General features: G+C 70.0%; 15 protein-coding genes. 5 read left to right on the top strand and 10 right to left on the bottom strand.

The window, feature by feature from the left end:
• Positions 1-65: 65 nt before the first annotated feature.
• The 3 genes from HCC61_RS25635 to HCC61_RS25645 form a co-directional block, all read right to left on the bottom strand.
• On the bottom strand, positions 66-800 hold the full coding sequence (locus HCC61_RS25635) for a class I SAM-dependent methyltransferase (protein WP_169139354.1): 735 nt from the start codon (positions 798-800) through the stop codon (positions 66-68).
• Positions 801-1,000: 200 nt separating this feature from the next.
• On the bottom strand, positions 1,001-2,044 hold the full coding sequence (locus HCC61_RS25640; protein ID WP_169139356.1) for a hypothetical protein: 1,044 nt from the start codon (positions 2,042-2,044) through the stop codon (positions 1,001-1,003).
• Positions 2,041-2,421, bottom strand: a complete 381-nt coding sequence (locus HCC61_RS25645) for a PadR family transcriptional regulator (protein WP_169139358.1) — start codon at positions 2,419-2,421, stop codon at positions 2,041-2,043. Before HCC61_RS25645 ends, HCC61_RS25640 begins: the two co-directional genes overlap by 4 nt.
• A 164-nt stretch (positions 2,422-2,585) precedes the next feature.
• Between HCC61_RS25645 and HCC61_RS25650 the strand changes: the two genes are divergently transcribed.
• Positions 2,586-3,002 (top strand): nuclear transport factor 2 family protein, encoded by a 417-nt coding sequence (locus tag HCC61_RS25650; RefSeq protein WP_169139360.1) that lies wholly within the window; start codon positions 2,586-2,588, stop codon positions 3,000-3,002.
• A 206-nt stretch (positions 3,003-3,208) separates the two neighbouring features.
• Here the strand turns inward: HCC61_RS25650 and HCC61_RS25655 are convergent, their stop codons facing one another.
• From HCC61_RS25655 to HCC61_RS25665, 3 genes are all read right to left on the bottom strand, one after another.
• The gene (locus HCC61_RS25655) at positions 3,209-3,436 is read right to left on the bottom strand and encodes a type A2 lantipeptide (RefSeq protein WP_206323011.1); all 228 of its coding nucleotides are present in this window, start codon (positions 3,434-3,436) and stop codon (positions 3,209-3,211) included.
• A 405-nt stretch (positions 3,437-3,841) separates the two neighbouring features.
• A complete protein-coding gene (locus HCC61_RS25660; protein WP_240969288.1) occupies positions 3,842-4,075 on the bottom strand; it encodes a type A2 lantipeptide in 234 nt (77 codons plus the stop codon).
• Positions 4,076-4,601: 526 nt separating this feature from the next.
• Positions 4,602-5,570, bottom strand: a complete 969-nt coding sequence (locus HCC61_RS25665) for an endonuclease/exonuclease/phosphatase family protein (protein ID WP_169139366.1) — start codon at positions 5,568-5,570, stop codon at positions 4,602-4,604.
• A gap of 158 nt (positions 5,571-5,728) precedes the next feature.
• On the opposite strand from HCC61_RS25665, the gene metG reads away from it, so the two are divergent.
• On the top strand, positions 5,729-7,333 hold the full coding sequence (metG, locus tag HCC61_RS25670) for a methionine--tRNA ligase (protein WP_169139368.1): 1,605 nt from the start codon (positions 5,729-5,731) through the stop codon (positions 7,331-7,333).
• Between the two features lie 55 nt (positions 7,334-7,388).
• Here metG and HCC61_RS25675 read toward each other — a convergent pair whose 3' ends face one another.
• The 3 genes from HCC61_RS25675 to aspS form a co-directional block, all read right to left on the bottom strand.
• Positions 7,389-7,781, bottom strand: a complete 393-nt coding sequence (locus HCC61_RS25675; protein WP_169139370.1) for a type II toxin-antitoxin system VapC family toxin — start codon at positions 7,779-7,781, stop codon at positions 7,389-7,391.
• Complete coding sequence (locus tag HCC61_RS25680; protein ID WP_169139372.1) at positions 7,778-8,014, bottom strand: hypothetical protein; 237 nt, start codon at positions 8,012-8,014, stop codon at positions 7,778-7,780. The genes HCC61_RS25675 and HCC61_RS25680 overlap by 4 nt, the downstream gene beginning before the upstream one ends.
• Positions 8,015-8,144: 130 nt before the next feature.
• Complete coding sequence (aspS, locus tag HCC61_RS25685) at positions 8,145-9,908, bottom strand: aspartate--tRNA ligase (RefSeq protein ID WP_169139374.1); 1,764 nt, start codon at positions 9,906-9,908, stop codon at positions 8,145-8,147.
• 147 nt (positions 9,909-10,055) lie between these two features.
• Here aspS and HCC61_RS25690 point away from each other — a divergent pair, with 147 nt between their 5' ends.
• Positions 10,056-12,449 carry a SpoIIE family protein phosphatase gene (locus HCC61_RS25690; RefSeq protein ID WP_169139376.1) on the top strand — a complete coding sequence of 798 codons (2,394 nt, stop codon included), beginning with the start codon at positions 10,056-10,058 and terminating at the stop codon, positions 12,447-12,449.
• Between the two features lie 80 nt (positions 12,450-12,529).
• Here HCC61_RS25690 and HCC61_RS25695 read toward each other — a convergent pair whose 3' ends face one another.
• Entirely contained in the window at positions 12,530-13,066 is a 537-nt protein-coding gene (locus HCC61_RS25695; protein WP_169139378.1) for an SseB family protein, read from the bottom strand.
• Positions 13,067-13,209: 143 nt separating this feature from the next.
• On the opposite strand from HCC61_RS25695, the gene HCC61_RS25700 reads away from it, so the two are divergent.
• Positions 13,210-15,048, top strand: coding sequence for an acyl-CoA dehydrogenase (locus tag HCC61_RS25700; protein WP_169139380.1), 1,839 nt, complete (start codon positions 13,210-13,212; stop codon positions 15,046-15,048).
• 124 nt (positions 15,049-15,172) lie between these two features.
• Entirely contained in the window at positions 15,173-16,543 is a 1,371-nt protein-coding gene (locus HCC61_RS25705) for a M18 family aminopeptidase (protein ID WP_169139381.1), read from the top strand.
• Positions 16,544-16,660: the final 117 nt, after the last annotated feature.

Consider the following 16,660-nt stretch of genomic DNA (forward strand, 5'->3'; position numbering starts at 1 on the left):
AACGGACGCCGTTCACGGGCCCGGCAGTTCCCGTGAACCTTCCGTTCCGTCATGGTTCGGGGCGTTCAGCGACGCCGCTTCGGGGCCGACTTCGGGGCCGACTTCGGCGTCGTCTTCGGCGTCGTCCTCGGGGCCGTACCGGCCTCCGCCCGGACCATCAGCGTGCCTACGTTGTCGGGATCCGGGGCGGGCAGGACCGAGGCGTCGATCTCCGTGAGCCCGCTGCGCTTGAGCAGGTCCGTCCACATCTCCGGGGAGTACGACCAGCGCAGCACGGGAAGCCGGCGCCCGCTGAGGCCGTTGCCGTACATCGCCTGCGGACCGTAGAAGCCCTCGATGGGCTCCGCCTGCGAAAGCGCCAGCACACCACCGGGGTTGAGCCTGCGGCTGATCAGCGGGATCAGTCTCTCCGGGTCGGTGAACCAGACGGCTCCCCAGCGGGAGTAGACCGCGTCGTACGTCTCGTCCGTGGCGGAGAGATATTCGCAGGCCTCCGCGTTGACGAAGGAGAGCCCGGGGGTGCCCTCCCACCACAGGCGGGCACGGGCGGTCTGCGCGGGCGACAGGTCGAGCGCCGTGACCCGGACTCCCGTGCGCGCGAGGAAGACCGCCTCCCTCCCCTCGGCCGAGCCCAACTCCAGGGCGGTGCGCGGCCGTCCGAGCAGGGCCGCTCCGGGGCCGTGCCCCGGATACTGCGTCCACTCGAAGGAGTCGACGGCGGGGGCCGACGGCGCCCCGTCCCCCTTGTGCGGCTTGTACGTGTCCCAGTACTCGGGGAGGCTCTTCGATGTGAGAGGCATGCGCTTCCTCGCGGGGTGCGGGCGATGATGTCACCTGCCCCGTCACCGTAGGTCCGCCGCCGGCGCCGCGGGCCGGGACGGCAGCGCTTCACCCGAACGTGCTGCGCCTCGTGCTGGCGTCGGGCACGGCGCACGGTTCGCGAGCCCGGCTGTGGCCGTGGCCGTGGCCGTGGACAAGCGGACAGCCGGGCCCTCCACCGTCACGCAGGGTCCGGATCACGTTCCGGCCGGTCCCCCTGGCGGCGTTCGCGGAGCAGACGCCCGGTCTTCATGACCGTCCCGGCCGCGCGCAGCAGGCCGTACGGCAGGGCCAGAAGATAAGCGGCCCAGAAGTAGCCTTCGTTGAGCCAGTACACGTACGCGGACAGGAAGACGGTGGCGCTCGTCGCGGCTGTCGCGATGCCACCCGCGGTGGTGTGCCACCACGGTGGACATCGCACCGCCTCGGGTTCCGCGAGATTCTTGGCGTACTCGTCGAGCGGCCCGAACTCCTGCGTGGGCGTACTGGCCGAGACGTCGAGATGACCGCGTGCCTCCTCGGCCAGCTCACGGGCGCGCGCAGGCGGCAGGTCATAGCGGCCGACCAGGACTCTGGTGAGCCTGCGCAGCCATGCCTCCGTGTCGGCCGGATCGTTCTCGGACCCGGAGGGTCGTGGTGGCTTGCTCCCCCGCAGCTGAAAGGCGAGCAGCGCCAGACACGTCAGGACGATCGCCCACAGCGGGACGGTGACGAGGTGGGTGCGGGGCAGTGTCGTGAACGCGGTGGCGGCGAGCAGCACGAGCAGCCCGGCGAGGCCGAACGCCCATGGCACCAGCCGCGGATGGCCGGCGGATCGCAGGCCGTCGGGTGCGCCGTAGAGGATCATCAGGCACAGCCCGGTCAGTACGGACCCCGTGAGTGAGGCCGGTGTGAAGTCGAAGCTGAAAGTCCAGGTCAGCAGCGACCAGAGGACTCCGACGACGAGCACCTGCAAGACCAGGACGAACGGTGCCCCCGTGATGTGGTCGGTCGCCGTCAGGCCGTGCGTGTCGCGCTTCTCCATCGTCTCGGCGGGCTGTTCCGCCGCGGTGACGGCGGCGAACTCGCGGGGCGAGCCGAATATCTCCTCGGGGCTACGGCCGGACTCGGCGCAGCGCGCCTTGACGTCCTCCAGGAGAGGGTCCGCGACGTGGTGGTTGACGCCTTCCTTGGCGAGCGCGATCCGGGTGGTCATCACCCACGCCTCGAAGTCCGCATCGGTCATCGCTCTTCCCCTCTTGAGGTCTTGAGAATCCGGTCGAGCACCGTCGTGAAATCGCGCCAACGAGCGCGGTCGGCAGCCAACTTGGCCTCGCCCGCCTCGGTCAGCGCGTACACCTTTCGCCCCGGGCCGCCCTCGCCCGCCTGCCAGAAGGACCGGACGGCGCCTTCCGCCTCCAGGCGGCTGAGCACGGGATACAGGGAGCCCCCGCGGACCGGTCCGAAGTCGTGGTCGCCCAGGTGCTGTGCGAGCGCGTAGCCGTGCCGGTCGCCTTCGGTGAGAGCAGCGAGAAGAGCCAGTTCGAGGGTCGCGCGGACCCAGCCGACGACCGCGTCGCCCCCGGGAGTCGCCCGCGAACCCGAACCCGAACCCGAACTCAATGGCTTCTCCTCGACGCAGTAGTGGCGATGGCTATCTAGTGCTGAGTGAGACTAGTCTTATCTGAGACTAGTGGCCGAGTTCAAGACGTCCGCCTGGCAGGATCGAGGACCGGAACCGACAGTCGGCCTGCCGCGGTCCAACCGCCGGGCCGGAGAGGACACTTGTGTCACTGGCTCTCGAAGACCGCATCGCCGTCGCCGAGTTGATCTCGTCGCACGGCCACCTCGTCGACGACGGAAGCCTCGACCGGCTGGACGAGGTGTTCACTCCGGACGTCGTCTACGACCTGACCGGCTTCGGCCAGGGCCGGCTGGCGGGTGTGGCCGCCGTCCGGGAAGCGGCCCTCGCCCTGGGCGCCGCCAATCCCGTCGCGCACCACGTCACCAACGTCGTCGTGACCGGTGCGGCGGACGGGCAGGTGCGGGTCCGCTCGAAGGGGCTGGGCGTCAAGGCCGACGGCTCGTGCGGTTCCGTCTCGTACGACGACACCGTCGTACGCACGCCGGACGGCTGGCGGATCTCCCACCGCAAGGTGTCGCCGCGAAGCGTGCCCCTGAACGGCGCGTTCCCAACGGCGTGACGGGGCCCGGTGCACGAACGCGCCCTCGGCCTCGGCCTCGTCCTCGTACTTGCCCTTGCCCTTGCCCTTGCCTTGAACATGCCGCCCCCAGGCGCGCGTTGGCCCGCGTCCACCCCCGGCTCCCACGGCTCAACGCATGACGAGGGCCCCGGAGCCGCGCGTCACGCGGCGTCCGGGGCCCTGTGCTGGTCTAGAAGGCCAGACGGTCAGCCGACGATGCCGGTGGCGTTCTCGACGTGCGGAACGCCGGCGTTCAGGGTGCCGTTGACGCCGCCGAGGCCGGGGGCGCCGCTGCTCACGCTGGCCGCGACACCGCCCGCGGTGGGGGTGACGTCGACGCCGGCGAGCCCGCCGGGGAGGGAGGCGCCCACACCGCCGGAGACGCCGTCCAGGTCGGCGTCGGAGATCTCGGCGGTCTCGATCTGAGGTGCCATGTCGCGCATGAGAGTTCCAATCAACAAGCGGGGGACGTGAAGCCGGTGAAACGGAACGTGTGTCCGGGCCATACCGGCAGTCCGGGGATCAGACCATCCCGGCGGACCGCTCTGCCACTCGTCACACCCGTCTCCCTCATCATCCTCACGTGATCTTCGGATTCGTCACCTGATTCCGCATGGACGGGCGCCCGACCGCCGCTCCGTGAAGCGGAATCGGCGCACGTGGCACGCCGGATCACGGGAGTCACAGCCGGATCACGGGAGTCACAGGGGTCACGGGGTTACGGACCCCGCGTCTCCACATTCCGGGCACAGCACCGGACTTCACGCTCCGGCCGGGCACGGCAAAGGCCCCGGCCCGTATGCACCGCATACGACCGGGGCCCCTGGAAGCGAAGGTGCTCAGCCAACGAGGCCGGTGACGTCGCTGACGCCCGGGAGGCCGCCGCCGAGGGCGGGGGCGCTGCCGCTGACGCTGCCCGCGACGCCACCCACGCCGTCGACGCCGCCGGCCACGCTGCCGGCAACGCCGTCGAGGCCGGCGGAGAGGTCGCCGCCGAGGCCGGCGTTCACGCCGCCCGACACGCTGTCGAGGTCGGCGTCGGAGATCTCGGCAGTCTCGATCTGAGGCGTCATGTCACGCATGGAAGTTCCAATCAACGAGCGGGAAGTTGACCCCCGACGAACAACATCGGAGGTCGGAAGATCAGAACATCTCGCGAGGCCACGCGGCCACTCCAGGAAACCTTCTCCTTCCGATCCTCACTCCATCTTTCGAATTGCGACCGCACCCTGACGGCCCGGCAGCGACTGCCACTTGCGCTGCGCGCGCACCGCGGGGAGCCGGCCTCGCCGCCTCCCGCGGCACGGGCTCCGCAGCCAAACGGACTGCCATATTCCGCTGTGCGCAGGGAAGTTGGCGACAGCGGACGTGGGCGCCGGTGCCGCGGCCGGGTCCCGCTCGTACGTCCGTCCCGGCGCCCTCCGACGCGCACGTACCGCCCTGCGGCCCGGCTCCGCGCACCATCGGCGTGAAGGTTCGGTGTACGAGCTCCGTACCACCGTTCCACCCACAGCACTGCCGCGGCCGGCCCCTCGGACACCCGGCGCAACAGGCGCACCCGGCGCAACAGGACCGTCGGAGCCGTCCGGACCGTCCGGCTCAGCCGCGCGCTCCCTTGCCGAGACGGATCCGCGCCCACAGCTGCTTGTGGTCCGAGTGCTCGGAGAAGTTCAGACCGCTGGACTCGACGCGCACGGACGGCGAGACGAAGATGTAGTCGAGCTTCCCCTTGCTGTGCGTCGGCTCCCCGGAGCGGCAGGGCGCGTACCGGCTGCGTGGCAGCTCCGCGGACCGGCGCTCGGGCTTCACCGCGTTCCCGCAGGGGCTCGCGGCCTCCTTGAAGGCGCCGCGCGCTCCGTGCCCGTAGCCGCGGGCGTAGAGGTGGTCCAGGACTCCGGAGAGCGGAAGGTCGTTGACGTCCCCGCCGAACAGGACGGTGTAGCCGTCGTCGCCGTACCCGGCCAGCACCCGCTGCACCTTCTTCACCTCCCGCTCGCGGCTCGCGAGGTACTTGCCCTCGCCGGTCGTGAGATGCGCGGAGCAGACGACGAGCTTTCGGGGCTCGGAGCGGACGCAGACCATCTCGCGGTACTCGTCGCCGTCGGTGGAGCCCAGCTGGTGCACGTCGGTGTCGTCCCGGTCGAAGCCGAGTCCCTTGCGGAAGACGATCGTGTTGCCGAAGTCCGTGGGGTGGTGGCAGCGCGCGGGGGTTCCCGGATCGACCTCGAGGTTCCGTACGGGACTGAAGAGCACGGTGTAGCCCGGCAGCCGCTCCTTCAGGCGCTCGTCCCAGTCGCGGCAGCTCTCCTGCATCGTGACGGACAGCGGCCTGCGGTCCTTGATCTCCTCGGCGAGCGCGTCGGGGGCCTCGTTGTGCTTGCCGCCGTGCTCGGTCGTACCGCCGGCCATGTTGAACTGGCCGACGGCGTACGTGCCGCCCGACGACCGCGCCGGCTGCGAACCGGAGCCGGAGCCGGAGCCGACGGCCAGCAGGGCGCCAGCCACGAGTGCGGCGGCCACCACGACACCGGAAAGCGGAGCGATCACGCGACGGATGGCGGCCTCCATGTGGTCCGGTCCCCGTAACCCCCGTACCGCGCCGATGCGGTACGCGCGCAAGCATGCAGAGGCTCGCGAGGGGCGTCAACAGAGGGCGTCCGCACCTCTGCGGTCACACAGGGTTATCGGAAGGAAAGAGGCCCCCGCGGACCGTTAGGATTTCGACCATGGCGGCCACTGGATCAGAGCAGACGGGGTCGAAGGCGTACTACGTCACGACCCCCATTTACTACGTCAACGACGCTCCCCACCTGGGCCACGCCTATACGACCGTCGCAGGCGACGTGCTCACGCGCTGGCACCGTCAGCGCGGCGAGAAGGTGTGGTACCTCACCGGCACGGACGAGCACGGTCAGAAGATCATGCGCACCGCCGAGGCGAACGGGGTCTCCCCGCAGGAGTGGTGCGACAAGCTCGTCGAGGAGGCGTGGAAGCCCCTCTGGGAGCATCTCGACATCCGCAACGACGACTTCATCCGTACGACGGAGAAGCGGCACACGGAGCGCGTCCGCGAGTTCGTCCAGGACCTGTACGACAAGGGCGAGATCTACCAGGGCGGCTACGAGGGCCCGTACTGCGTGGGCTGCGAGGAGTACAAGACCTACGGCGAACTCCTCGACGGCGAGGGAGAGTTCGAGGGCCAGAAGCTGTGCCCGATCCACCGCACGCCGGTGGAGATGCTCCAGGAGGAGAACTACTTCTTCAAGCTCTCCGAGTACGGCCCGAAGCTGCTGGAGCACTACGAGCGCCACCCCGAGTTCATCCAGCCCGAGTCCGCGCGGAACGAGATCGTGAACTTCGTGCGGCAGGGCCTGGAGGACCTGTCGATCTCGCGCTCGACCTTCGACTGGGGCGTCAAGGTGCCCTGGGACGACAAGCACGTCATCTACGTCTGGATCGACGCGCTGCTCAACTACGCCACGGCGGTGGGCTACGGCGCGGACCAGGAGCGCTTCGAGCGCACCTTCCCCGCGGACGTGCACCTCGTGGGCAAGGACATCCTCCGCTTCCACACGGTGATCTGGCCGGCGATGCTGATGGCCAACGGGCTGCCGCTGCCCGGCAAGATCGTCGCGAACGGCTGGCTGATGGTCGGCGGCGAGAAGATGTCCAAGTCGAACCTGACGGGCATCTCACCGCGGCAGCTCACCGAGCACTTCGGAGTCGACGCGTACCGCTGGTACTTCATGCGCGCCATCGCCTTCGGGCAGGACGGCTCGTTCTCGTGGGAGGACTTCTCCGCCCGCTACACCAGCGAACTGGCCAACGACTACGGCAACCTGGCGTCCCGCGTCGCGGCCATGGTCGGCAAGTACTTCGGCGGCACGCTCCCGGAGGCGACCGCGGCCGGCGACGCGGAGCAGGCCGTCGTCGACGGACTGGCGCACGCGGTCGCGACGGCCGACGAACGCATCGGCGACGAGCTGGACTTCTCCGGCGGCATCGCCGCGGTCTTCGACTTCATCAAGCAGGTCAACGGCTATCTGACGGAGCAGGAGCCCTGGAAGGTCGCCAAGGACGAGACACCGGAGGCTCGTGCACGGCTCGCGACGATCCTCTACACGGCGGCCGAGTCGCTGCGCGCCTGCGCGGTGCTGCTGAACCCGGTGATGCCGGAGTCCTCGGAGAAGCTGTGGGCCTCACTGGGCGCGGAGCCCCACCTCGGCTCGCTCCCCGAGCAGCGCGTCGCCGACGCGGCACACTGGGGCCGGCTCCCCGCGGGCACCACGATCACGAAGGGCGCGGCACTCTTCCCACGCCTGGAGAACTGAAGAAGCAGCCTGTACGTCAGGTGGGCCGGCCCCTTGGTCGGCCCACCTGAGGGGGCTACCCGACGAGTTCGATCACGCAGCGCGCACCGCTGCCGCGCTTGAGCTTCGCGTCACCCGTCACCAACGGCACGTTCAGCTTCTCCGCGAGGGCGACGTACGAGGCGTCGTAAGCGGAGTAGTTCGCCCTCAACTCCCAGATCCTGGGCAGCAGACGCTCGCACGACGCACGCTCGACGGGCAGCGCGGGAAGCGCCCGCAGAGCACGCTCCGCGTCCTCTGAGGGCAGTTTGCGCCCGAGCACGAGACCGCGGAGTGTGCTCAGCACCTCGTAATCGATCAAGGACGGCGCGGTGAGCTGCTCGCCGAACAGTCTGGCAGCAGAGGCCTTGCCGACCGGCCCTGCGTCAACGAGTGCGGAAGCCAGCATGGAAGCGTCGACGACGATCATTCGCCCCCACCCTCGCGTCCTTCGCGCAGGGCTTCGACGATCGCGTCCATGGAGACCGTGCTCGTCAGGTCCGCACGAACGGCACCAAGTACCTCCTCCACGGACTGCCGCTGCGCTTCCCGCTCCAGCGTGACTCTCAGGTACTCCTGGAGCGACCGGCCGGACTCGGCCGCACGCCGACGCAGTATGGCGTAGGCGTTGTCGTCGAGGTTTCTGATCTGCACCGTAGGCATGCATGCATTTTAGCGCCGCATTAGCGCTGGAACAACGGCGAAGTGGCCGAGTGGGCGGTGACGGAACGCGCCCCCCACGCCGCCGCACCCGGCGACTCGGCCCTCGCCGGTACTCACGCCCCCGGCAGGGCTAAAGCTTCGGCTTGCGCACCGACAGGTGCAGCTCCTTCAGGCGGGACTCGTCGACCTCGCTGGGGGCGCCCATCAGCAGGTCCTGCGCGTTGCCGTTGAGCGGGAAGGCGATCGTCTCGCGGATGTTGGGCTCGTCCGCGAGCAGCATCACGATGCGGTCGACGCCCGGTGCGATGCCGCCGTGTGGCGGCGCGCCGAAGCGGAAGGCGCGCAGCATGCCGCCGAAGCCCTGCTCGACGTCGTCCTTCGAGTAGCCCGCGATCTCGAACGCCTTGAACATGATGTCCGGTTCGTGGTTACGGATCGCGCCCGAGGAGAGCTCCAGGCCGTTGCAGACGATGTCGTACTGCCAGGCCAGGATGTCCAGCGGGTCCTGCGTCTGGAGCGCTTCGAGACCGCCCTGCGGCATGGAGAACGGGTTGTGGGAGAACTCGACGGCGCCGGTCTCCTCGTCCCTCTCGTACATCGGGAAGTCCACGATCCAGCAGAAGCGGAAGACGCCCTCCTCGAAGTGGCCGGTGCGCTTCGCGGCTTCGACGCGGACCGCGCCCATGATCTTCGAGACCTCGTCGAACTCCCCGGCCCCGAAGAAGACGGCCGTGCCCGGCTCCGCCTCCAGCGTCGTCAGCAGCTGCGCGACGTCGCTGTCGTCGAGGAACTTCGCGATCGGCCCGGTGAGCGTACGGTCCTCGCCGACGCGCACCCAGGCCAGGCCCTTCGCGCCCTGCTCGGCGGCGAAGTCGCCCATCTCGTCGAAGAACCTGCGCGGCTGTCCGGCCGTGCCGGGCACCGCGAGCGCCCGCACGTGCTTGCCCGCGAAGGCCTTGAAGCCGGAGTCCTTGAAGACGTCGGAGACGTCGACGAGTTCGAGCTGCGCGCGCAGATCCGGCTTGTCCGAGCCGTACTTGAGCATCGCCTCGCGGAACGGGATGCGCGGGAACGGCGAGGTGCAGGTGCGGCCGCCGCCCAGCTCCTGGAACAGCTCCGTCATCACCTTCTCGATGACCTCGAAGACGTCCTCCTGCTCGACGAAGCTCATCTCCATGTCGAGCTGGTAGAACTCGCCGGGCGAGCGGTCGGCGCGGGCGTCCTCGTCGCGGAAGCAGGGCGCGATCTGGAAGTAGCGGTCGAAGCCCGCGACCATCAGCAGCTGCTTGAACATCTGCGGCGCCTGCGGCAGCGCGTAGAACTTGCCGGCGTGCAGCCGCGACGGTACGAGGAAGTCGCGGGCGCCCTCCGGGGAGGTGGCCGAAAGGATCGGCGTGGCAAGCTCGTTGAAGCCCTGGGCGACCATCTTCTCGCGGATCTTCGCGATGACCTGCGAGCGCAGCACGATGTTGCGGTGCATGCGCTCGCGGCGCAGGTCGAGGAAGCGGTATTCGAGTCGCCTCTCCTCGTTGACCCCGTCGTCGGCGTTGATCGTGAAGGGGATCTGCTCGGAGGCGCCGAGCACTTCGACCTCGGCGACCTCCACCTCGATCTCGCCCGTGGGCAGTTCGGGGTTGACGTTGTCGGTGCCGCGCGCGCTGACCCTGCCGTCGACCCGTACGACCGACTCCTTCGACAGCGAGCTGAGGCGCTCGTGCACGGCGGTCTGCTCGGGGCGCACGACGAGCTGCACGATGCCGTAGTGGTCACGGAGATCGAGGAAGAGGATGCCGCCCAGGTTCCGCCGATTGTGCAGCCAGCCACTGAGCCGGACATCGGTGCCGACGTCCGGGGCACGGAGCTCGCCGCAGGTGTGGGAACGGTACCGGTGCATCAGTCATCCAGTCGTCGGGTGGGCAGCATTGGGCCAGTTACCTGGGGCACCCCCATGCCGGAGGCCATGGGGGAAGTCGGCCCTTCAGACTACCGCCTGGGTCAGCCCCGCTCGCCCCGGATTCTCGAACGCACATAAAGTAGGACAATGCACACCGAGGACGTGCTGAAGGCCACCCGAATCGGGCTGTGGCGGTGGGACAGCGCGACCGGTGCCTCGACCGTAGACGTGGTCACGGCACAGCTCCTCGGCGTCCCCTTCAGGCGGGGCCGCGCGGACGACGAGGGGGAACGGCCCCTGACCGTGGCCGGCCCCGGTTCACAGACCCCTCGGGAGCCGGCGGACGGGCCGGGGGACGGGCCCGGCGGTGCGACCGGTTCCGGTCCGGATGCGGGTCCCGATTCCGGCATCGGCTCCGGTCCCGATTCCGGCATCGGCTCCGGTCCTGATTCCGACGCCGCCTCCGACGCCGGACGCCGGGACGAGACCATGACCCTGGCGGAGCCCTCGATCCGCTCCCGCATCCACTTCTCCGACTACGTGGAGCTGACCACCACCGCCACCCTCGCCCTGTCCGAGTGGACCCTGGTCGAGGTGGAGCTGCGCATCGTCGACGAGGACGGGGACGTGGTGCGCAGGGTGCGCGCCCGGATGATCCCCGTGGAGGAGGAGGGCGCGCTCTCCCTCATCGGCACCGTCGCGAAGGTGCCGGAGACCTCGGCCGAGGAGGAGCGCTCCGAGGACAGCCAGCTCCAGAGCCGTGAGGCGTTCCTGCTGCACACCGGCCGCACGCTCGCCGAAGCCCGCACCACCGCGGAGGTGCTGCGGATCGGGAGCTCGCTGGTGATCCCCGGGTTCAGGACCCGCGCGCTCTCGGTGTGGAGCCTCGAACGCGGCAGGCTGATCCTCGTGGGACCCGTGGCGCAGCGGCCGGTGCCGCAGCACCTGCTTCCGTTCATGGAGATGTCCGTGGAGGCCGACCACCCGGCCGCGGTGGTGGTGCGGACAGGGCGCCCGTTCTATCTGCCCGCTCCCGAGGACTACCAGCGGGAGTTCCCCGCCGCCTGGCCGCAGGTCGAGCCGATCGGCAACAAGGGCTGGGCGTTCCTGCCGCTCACCATCTCCAAGCGCACCCTCGGGGCGTGGATGGTGGCCTTTCCCGAGCCCGTCGAGTTCACGCCGGAGGGGCGGGCGCTGCTGACGAACGTCGCGCGGATGGTGGCGCAGGCGATCTCCCGTACGTCCATGCACGAGATGGAGCTCCAGCTCTCCTCCGGGCTCCAGCGAACGCTCAGGCCCACCCGCAAGCCGGGAATCGAGGGCATGGAGCTGGCCGCCCGCTACATGCCCTCCGGGGGCGGGCTGGAGGTCGGGGGCGACTGGTACGACGTGATTCCGCTGCCGTCGGGCCGTACGGCGCTGGTGATCGGCGACGTGCAGGGGCACGACGTGCGCGCGGCCGGCATCATGGCGCAGCTGCGGATCGTGCTTCGCGCCTACGCGGCCGAGGGGCACCGCCCGGACGCGGTGCTGGCCCGCGCCTCGCGGTACCTGGCGGGCATCGGCCGGCCCGAGGTGATGACGGGCGGCGCGGAGGAGCAGCCGCAGCAGCGGCGTGAGGCGTACGGCAGGGACCCGTTCGAGGACGACCGCTTCGCCACCTGCCTGTACATGGAGGCCGACCCCGTCGCCGGCACCCTCGACATCGCCCGCGCCGGGCACCCCGACCCGGCGATCTGGCTCGCGGATGGCACGATGCTGATCAGGGCGACGGCGGGCGGGCTGCCGCTGGGCATCGAACCGGACACGGAGTACCCGATGACGCGGCTCGTGCTGGAGCCCGGCGAGACGCTGCTGGCGTGCACGGACGGGCTGATCGAGGTCGGCGGCCACACCCTGGACACCGGATGGCGCCGCATCCAGGCCGTCTTCCGCGAGCAGTCCGACGCGGGCACGGGCACACCGCAGGATCTGGAGAAGTTCGCCGACGCACTCGTCCGCTCGGCACTGATCCCGCTGTCGGGCGAGGCCGCGGGGCCGCTGGCCGACCGCCGCGAGGACGACATCGCGCTGCTGCTGATCACCCCCGATCCCGCCTACGCCGTGGAGCGGGCGGCGGCCGCGGCCGGTGTCTCGCGGCGTACGACGTTCAGCGTCGCGCAGGCCGAGCCGGACCGCATCGGGGAGGCGCGGCACCAGCTTCAGGGCATGCTCTTCGACTGGGAGAGCAAGGACCAGATCGACGGGGCGGTGCTGATGCTCTCCGAGATGCTCACGAACGTGCTGGTGCACACGGAGGGCGACGCCGTGATGGTCGCCGAGTGCAGCGGTACGCGGGGGCAGCGGCTGCTGCGAGTGGAGGTCTCCGACACCAGCGACGCGCTGCCGCACCGCCGCACCCCCGGCGAACTGGCCTCGTCGGGGCGGGGGTTGATGATGATGGAGATGCTGGCCGGCTCGTGGGGAGTGGACCCGAGGGGCGAGGGGAAGAGCATCTGGTTCGAGATGCGCGAGAACGTCTCGGCACCGGCCTGGGCGTGAGCGCGAGCGTGAAAGCGTGACTCGGCCTCCGGTACGCCGGGCCGGCACCGCTCACGGCCGCCGGCCCGCCGGGCCACCGGCTAGCCGTACATGCGCCGCATCGCGAAGTCGACCATCTCCTCGACCGCCTTCGCGTCGAAGACCACCCGGTGCTCGCCCTCCATGTCCAGCACGAAGCCGTACCCGGAGGGGAGCAGGTCCAGCACCTCGGCGCCCGTGATCACGAAGTAGCGGGACTCCTTGCCGGCGTAGCGGCGCAACTCCTTGAGCGTCGTGAACATCGGGATGACCGGCTGCTGGGTGTCGTGCAGCGCGAGGAAGCCGGGGGTCTCGCCGCGGGGGCAGTAGACCTTCGACGTCGAGAAGATCGACTGGAAGTCCTCCGAGGTGATCGTGCCGTTGGTGAACGCGCGCACGGTCTCACGGAGCGAGGGCGGCGACGACGGCTCGGGGTAGAGCGGCTGCCCGTTGCCCGGCTGGCCCTGCTGCTGCCCGTAGTGCGGAGGCGGCGGCGCCTGCTGGGCGTACTGCTGATGCCCGGGCTGCTGGTGGCCGTACTGCTGCCCGGCGTGCGGGTAGCCCTGTCCCGCGGACGCTGTCTGGTCGTAGCCGTACATGAAGGAAAGAGTAACGAGTCACAGATGGGCGGTTAGGGCTTGCTTCTTATTACCGACGGGTAGCATCATCTTGCCAAGACCTGCTTTCCTCAGAACCAGCCTGACTTCCTGTCCGTCGAGTGAGACCACACGGAGCCGTTGCCATGGGGCACTACAAGTCGAATCTCCGCGACATCGAGTTCAACCTCTTCGAGGTACTCGGCCGCGACACGGTGTACGGCACCGGACCGTTCGCGGAGATGGACGTGGACACCGCGAAGAGCGTGCTGACCGAGATCGCGCGCCTCGCCGAGAACGAACTCGCCCAATCCTACGAGGACTCCGACCGCAATCCGCCGGTCTTCGACCCGGAGACCAACACCGCCCCCGTTCCCGCGGCGTTCAAGAAGAGCTACCAGGCCTACATGGACGCCGAGTGGTGGCGGCTGGGCACCCCCGAGCAGATCGGCGGCACGACCGCGCCCCGTTCGCTGCTGTGGAGCTTCGCCGAGACCGTGCTGGGCTCCAACCCGGCGGTGTGGATGTACGCGTCGGGCCCGGCCTTCGCCGGTGTCATCCACGAGGAGGGCACCGAAGAGCAGCTGAAGGTCGCCCAGTTGATGGTCGACAAGCAGTGGGGCTCCACGATGGTGCTCACCGAGCCGGACGCCGGTTCGGACGTCGGCGCCGGCCGTACCAAGGCCGTGAAGCAGGACGACGGCAGCTGGCACATCGAGGGCGTGAAGCGCTTCATCACCTCCGGTGAGCACGATCTCTCCGACAACATCGTGCACTTCGTGCTCGCACGCCCCGAGGGCCACGGCCCGGGCACCAAGGGCCTGTCCCTCTTCCTCGTGCCGAAGTACGACTTCGACTGGGAGAGCGGCGAACTCGGCGAGCGCAACGGCGTCTACGCCACCAACGTCGAGCACAAGATGGGCCTGAAGGTCTCCAACACCTGCGAGATGACCTTCGGCGCCAACCGCCCCGCCAAGGGCTGGCTGCTCGGCGAGAAGCACGACGGCATCCGCCAGATGTTCAAGGTCATCGAGTTCGCGCGGATGATGGTCGGCACGAAGGCCATCGCGACGCTCTCCACGGGCTACCTCAACGCCCTGGAGTACGCGAAGGAGCGCGTGCAGGGCGCCGACCTCGCGCAGTTCACGGACAAGACCGCGCCCCGCGTCACCATCACCCACCACCCCGACGTGCGCCGCTCGCTGCTGACGCAGAAGGCCTACGCGGAGGGCATGCGCGCGCTGGTGCTCTACACCGCGTCCGTGCAGGACGAGATCATGGTCAAGGAGTACCGGGGCGAGGACGCGGGCGCGGCCGAGCGCCTCAACGACCTGCTCCTGCCGATCGTGAAGGGCTACGGCTCGGAGAAGTCGTACGAGCAGCTGGCGCAGTCGCTCCAGACTCTCGGCGGCTCCGGCTACCTCCAGGAGTACCCGGTCGAGCAGTACATCCGGGACGCCAAGATCGACACCCTCTACGAGGGCACCACCGCGATCCAGGGCCAGGACTTCTTCTTCCGCAAGGTCGTCCGCGACCAGGGCCAGGCGCTCACCACGCTCTCGGAGGAGATCAAGAAGTTCCTGGCCGAGGCGAAGGGCGGCGAGGAGCTGGCCGCGGCCCGCGAGGAGCTCTCCCGTGCGGCCGTGGAGCTGGAGGCGATGGTCGGCGCCATGCTGACCGACCTCGCCGCCACCGAGAAGGACGTGAAGTCGATCTACAAGGTCGGCCTCAACACCACGCGCTTCCTTCTCTCCTCCGGCGACGTCGTCATCGGCTACCTGCTGCTGCGCGGCGCGACGGTCGCGGCGGAGAAGCTGGCAGACGCCTCGGCGAACCTCTCCGCCAAGGACAAGTCGTTCTACGAGGGCAAGGTCGCCGCGGCGAAGTTCTTCACCTCGAACGTGCTGCCGTCCGTGGCCGTCGAGCGCGCGCTCGCGGAGAAGGTCGACTCGTCCCTGATGGAGCTCGACGAGGCGGCCTTCTGATCCGCCGGAGCCTCCGGACCGGGAGGGGCCTCTGACACCGGGCCCCGGAATCCCCCCATGCGGAACGTCCTTCTCCTCCCTGGCAGGGAAGGAGAAGGACGTTCCGCCTTCGTATGCTGACCGTATGACCCCACGCTCCCAGAGCCCCGCGCCGTCGCAGGACGCGGCCCGGGCCCACGCCGACGGCCTCATCGGCTTCCTCACGGACTCGCCCACGCCGTACCACGCGGTGCGCAGCGCTGCGGAGTTGCTGGAGAAGGCCGGCTTCCGTCAGCTCCACGAGACGGAGGCCTGGGACGAGGCCGCGGGCGACGGCACCGGCGGCGGCGCGGGCGACGGCGGAGCCGCGTCCGGGCGCGGCCACTACGTGCTGCGCGGAGGCGCGCTCATCGCCTGGTACGTGCCCGCGGGCGCCGGCCCGGCCACTCCGTACCGGATCCTCGGGGCGCACACCGACTCCCCGAACCTGCGCGTCAAGCCGGTGCCCGACACCGGGAGCAGCGGCTGGCGGCAGATCGCCATGGAGATCTACGGCGGGACGCTCCTCAACACCTGGCTCGACAGGGACCTCGGGCTGGCCGGGCGCCTCTCGCTGCGCGACGGCTCCACGCGGCTGGTGGACGTCGGCCGTCCGCTGATGCGGGTGCCGCAGCTGGCCATCCACCTCGACCGGAAGGTCAACGAGGGGCTCAAGCTGGACCGGCAGCGGCACATGACCCCCGTGTGGGGCCTCGGCACGGCCCACGAGGGCGATCTGATCCGCTTCGTCGCGCAGGAGGCGGGCGTGCCCGCCGAGGACGTCACCGGCTGGGACCTGATGGCGCACAGCGTGGAGCCGCCCGCGTATCTCGGCCGCGACGGTGAGCTGCTGGCCGGGCCGCGCATGGACAACCTGCTGTCCGTGCACGCGGGAGCCGTGGCGCTGGCGGACGCCGCGGCGGCGGCCGACGGGGGCGAGCGGCTGCCCGCCGTCCCCGTGCTGGCGGCCTTCGACCACGAGGAGAACGGCAGCCAGTCCGACACCGGCGCGGACGGGCCGCTGCTCGGCTCGGTGCTGGAGCGTTCGGTCTTCGCCAGGGGCGGCGGCTACGAGGACCGCGCGCGGGCGTACGCGGGAAGCGTCTGCCTCTCCTCCGACACCGGGCACGCCGTGCACCCCAACTACGCCGAGCGGCACGAGCCGGGGCATCTGCCGGCGCCCAACGGCGGCCCGATCCTCAAGGTCAACGTCAACCAGCGCTATGCGACGGACGGTTCGGGGCGCGCGGTCTTCGCGGCGGCCTGCGAGCGTGCGGGCGTGCCGTGGCAGACGTTCGTGTCGCACAACGAGATGCCGTGCGGCACGACGATCGGTCCCATCACGGCCGCCAGGCACGGGATTTCGACCGTGGACGTCGGTGTGGCGATCCTCTCCATGCACTCGGCGCGCGAGCTGTGCGGGGTGGAGGACCCGTACCTGCTGACGCGTGCGCTGAGCGGCTTCCTCACGGGCTGACGGGCCGGCGCGGCGCCAACGCCCGCCGCCCGCACACGCGTTGAGGCGACCCGTTGCGCCCGGTCCTGATTGGCGACCACGTCCCTGGGCACCCGGGGGACGTACGAGAGCCGTACG

This window comes from Streptomyces sp. HNM0575 (assembly GCF_012726265.1).
GTDB lineage: Bacteria > Actinomycetota > Actinomycetes > Streptomycetales > Streptomycetaceae > Streptomyces.

Bases quoted from the DNA above. Each gene is read 5' to 3' on its own strand.
- HCC61_RS25705 (WP_169139381.1), top strand. From the start codon at position 15,173: ATGACCCCACGCTCCCAGAGCCCCGCGCCGTCGCAGGACGCGGCCCGG.
- HCC61_RS25700 (WP_169139380.1), top strand. From the start codon at position 13,210: ATGGGGCACTACAAGTCGAATCTCCGCGACATCGAGTTCAACCTCTTC.
- HCC61_RS25635 (WP_169139354.1), bottom strand. From the start codon at position 800: ATGCCTCTCACATCGAAGAGCCTCCCCGAGTACTGGGACACGTACAAG.
- metG (WP_169139368.1), top strand. From the start codon at position 5,729: ATGGCGGCCACTGGATCAGAGCAGACGGGGTCGAAGGCGTACTACGTC.
- HCC61_RS25655 (WP_206323011.1), bottom strand. From the start codon at position 3,436: ATGGCACCTCAGATCGAGACCGCCGAGATCTCCGACGCCGACCTGGAC.
- aspS (WP_169139374.1), bottom strand. From the start codon at position 9,908: ATGCACCGGTACCGTTCCCACACCTGCGGCGAGCTCCGTGCCCCGGAC.
- HCC61_RS25640 (WP_169139356.1), bottom strand. From the start codon at position 2,044: ATGACCGATGCGGACTTCGAGGCGTGGGTGATGACCACCCGGATCGCG.
- HCC61_RS25660 (WP_240969288.1), bottom strand. From the start codon at position 4,075: ATGACGCCTCAGATCGAGACTGCCGAGATCTCCGACGCCGACCTCGAC.
- HCC61_RS25665 (WP_169139366.1), bottom strand. From the start codon at position 5,570: ATGGAGGCCGCCATCCGTCGCGTGATCGCTCCGCTTTCCGGTGTCGTG.
- HCC61_RS25675 (WP_169139370.1), bottom strand. From the start codon at position 7,781: ATGATCGTCGTCGACGCTTCCATGCTGGCTTCCGCACTCGTTGACGCA.
- HCC61_RS25680 (WP_169139372.1), bottom strand. From the start codon at position 8,014: ATGCCTACGGTGCAGATCAGAAACCTCGACGACAACGCCTACGCCATA.
- HCC61_RS25690 (WP_169139376.1), top strand. From the start codon at position 10,056: ATGCACACCGAGGACGTGCTGAAGGCCACCCGAATCGGGCTGTGGCGG.
- HCC61_RS25695 (WP_169139378.1), bottom strand. From the start codon at position 13,066: ATGTACGGCTACGACCAGACAGCGTCCGCGGGACAGGGCTACCCGCAC.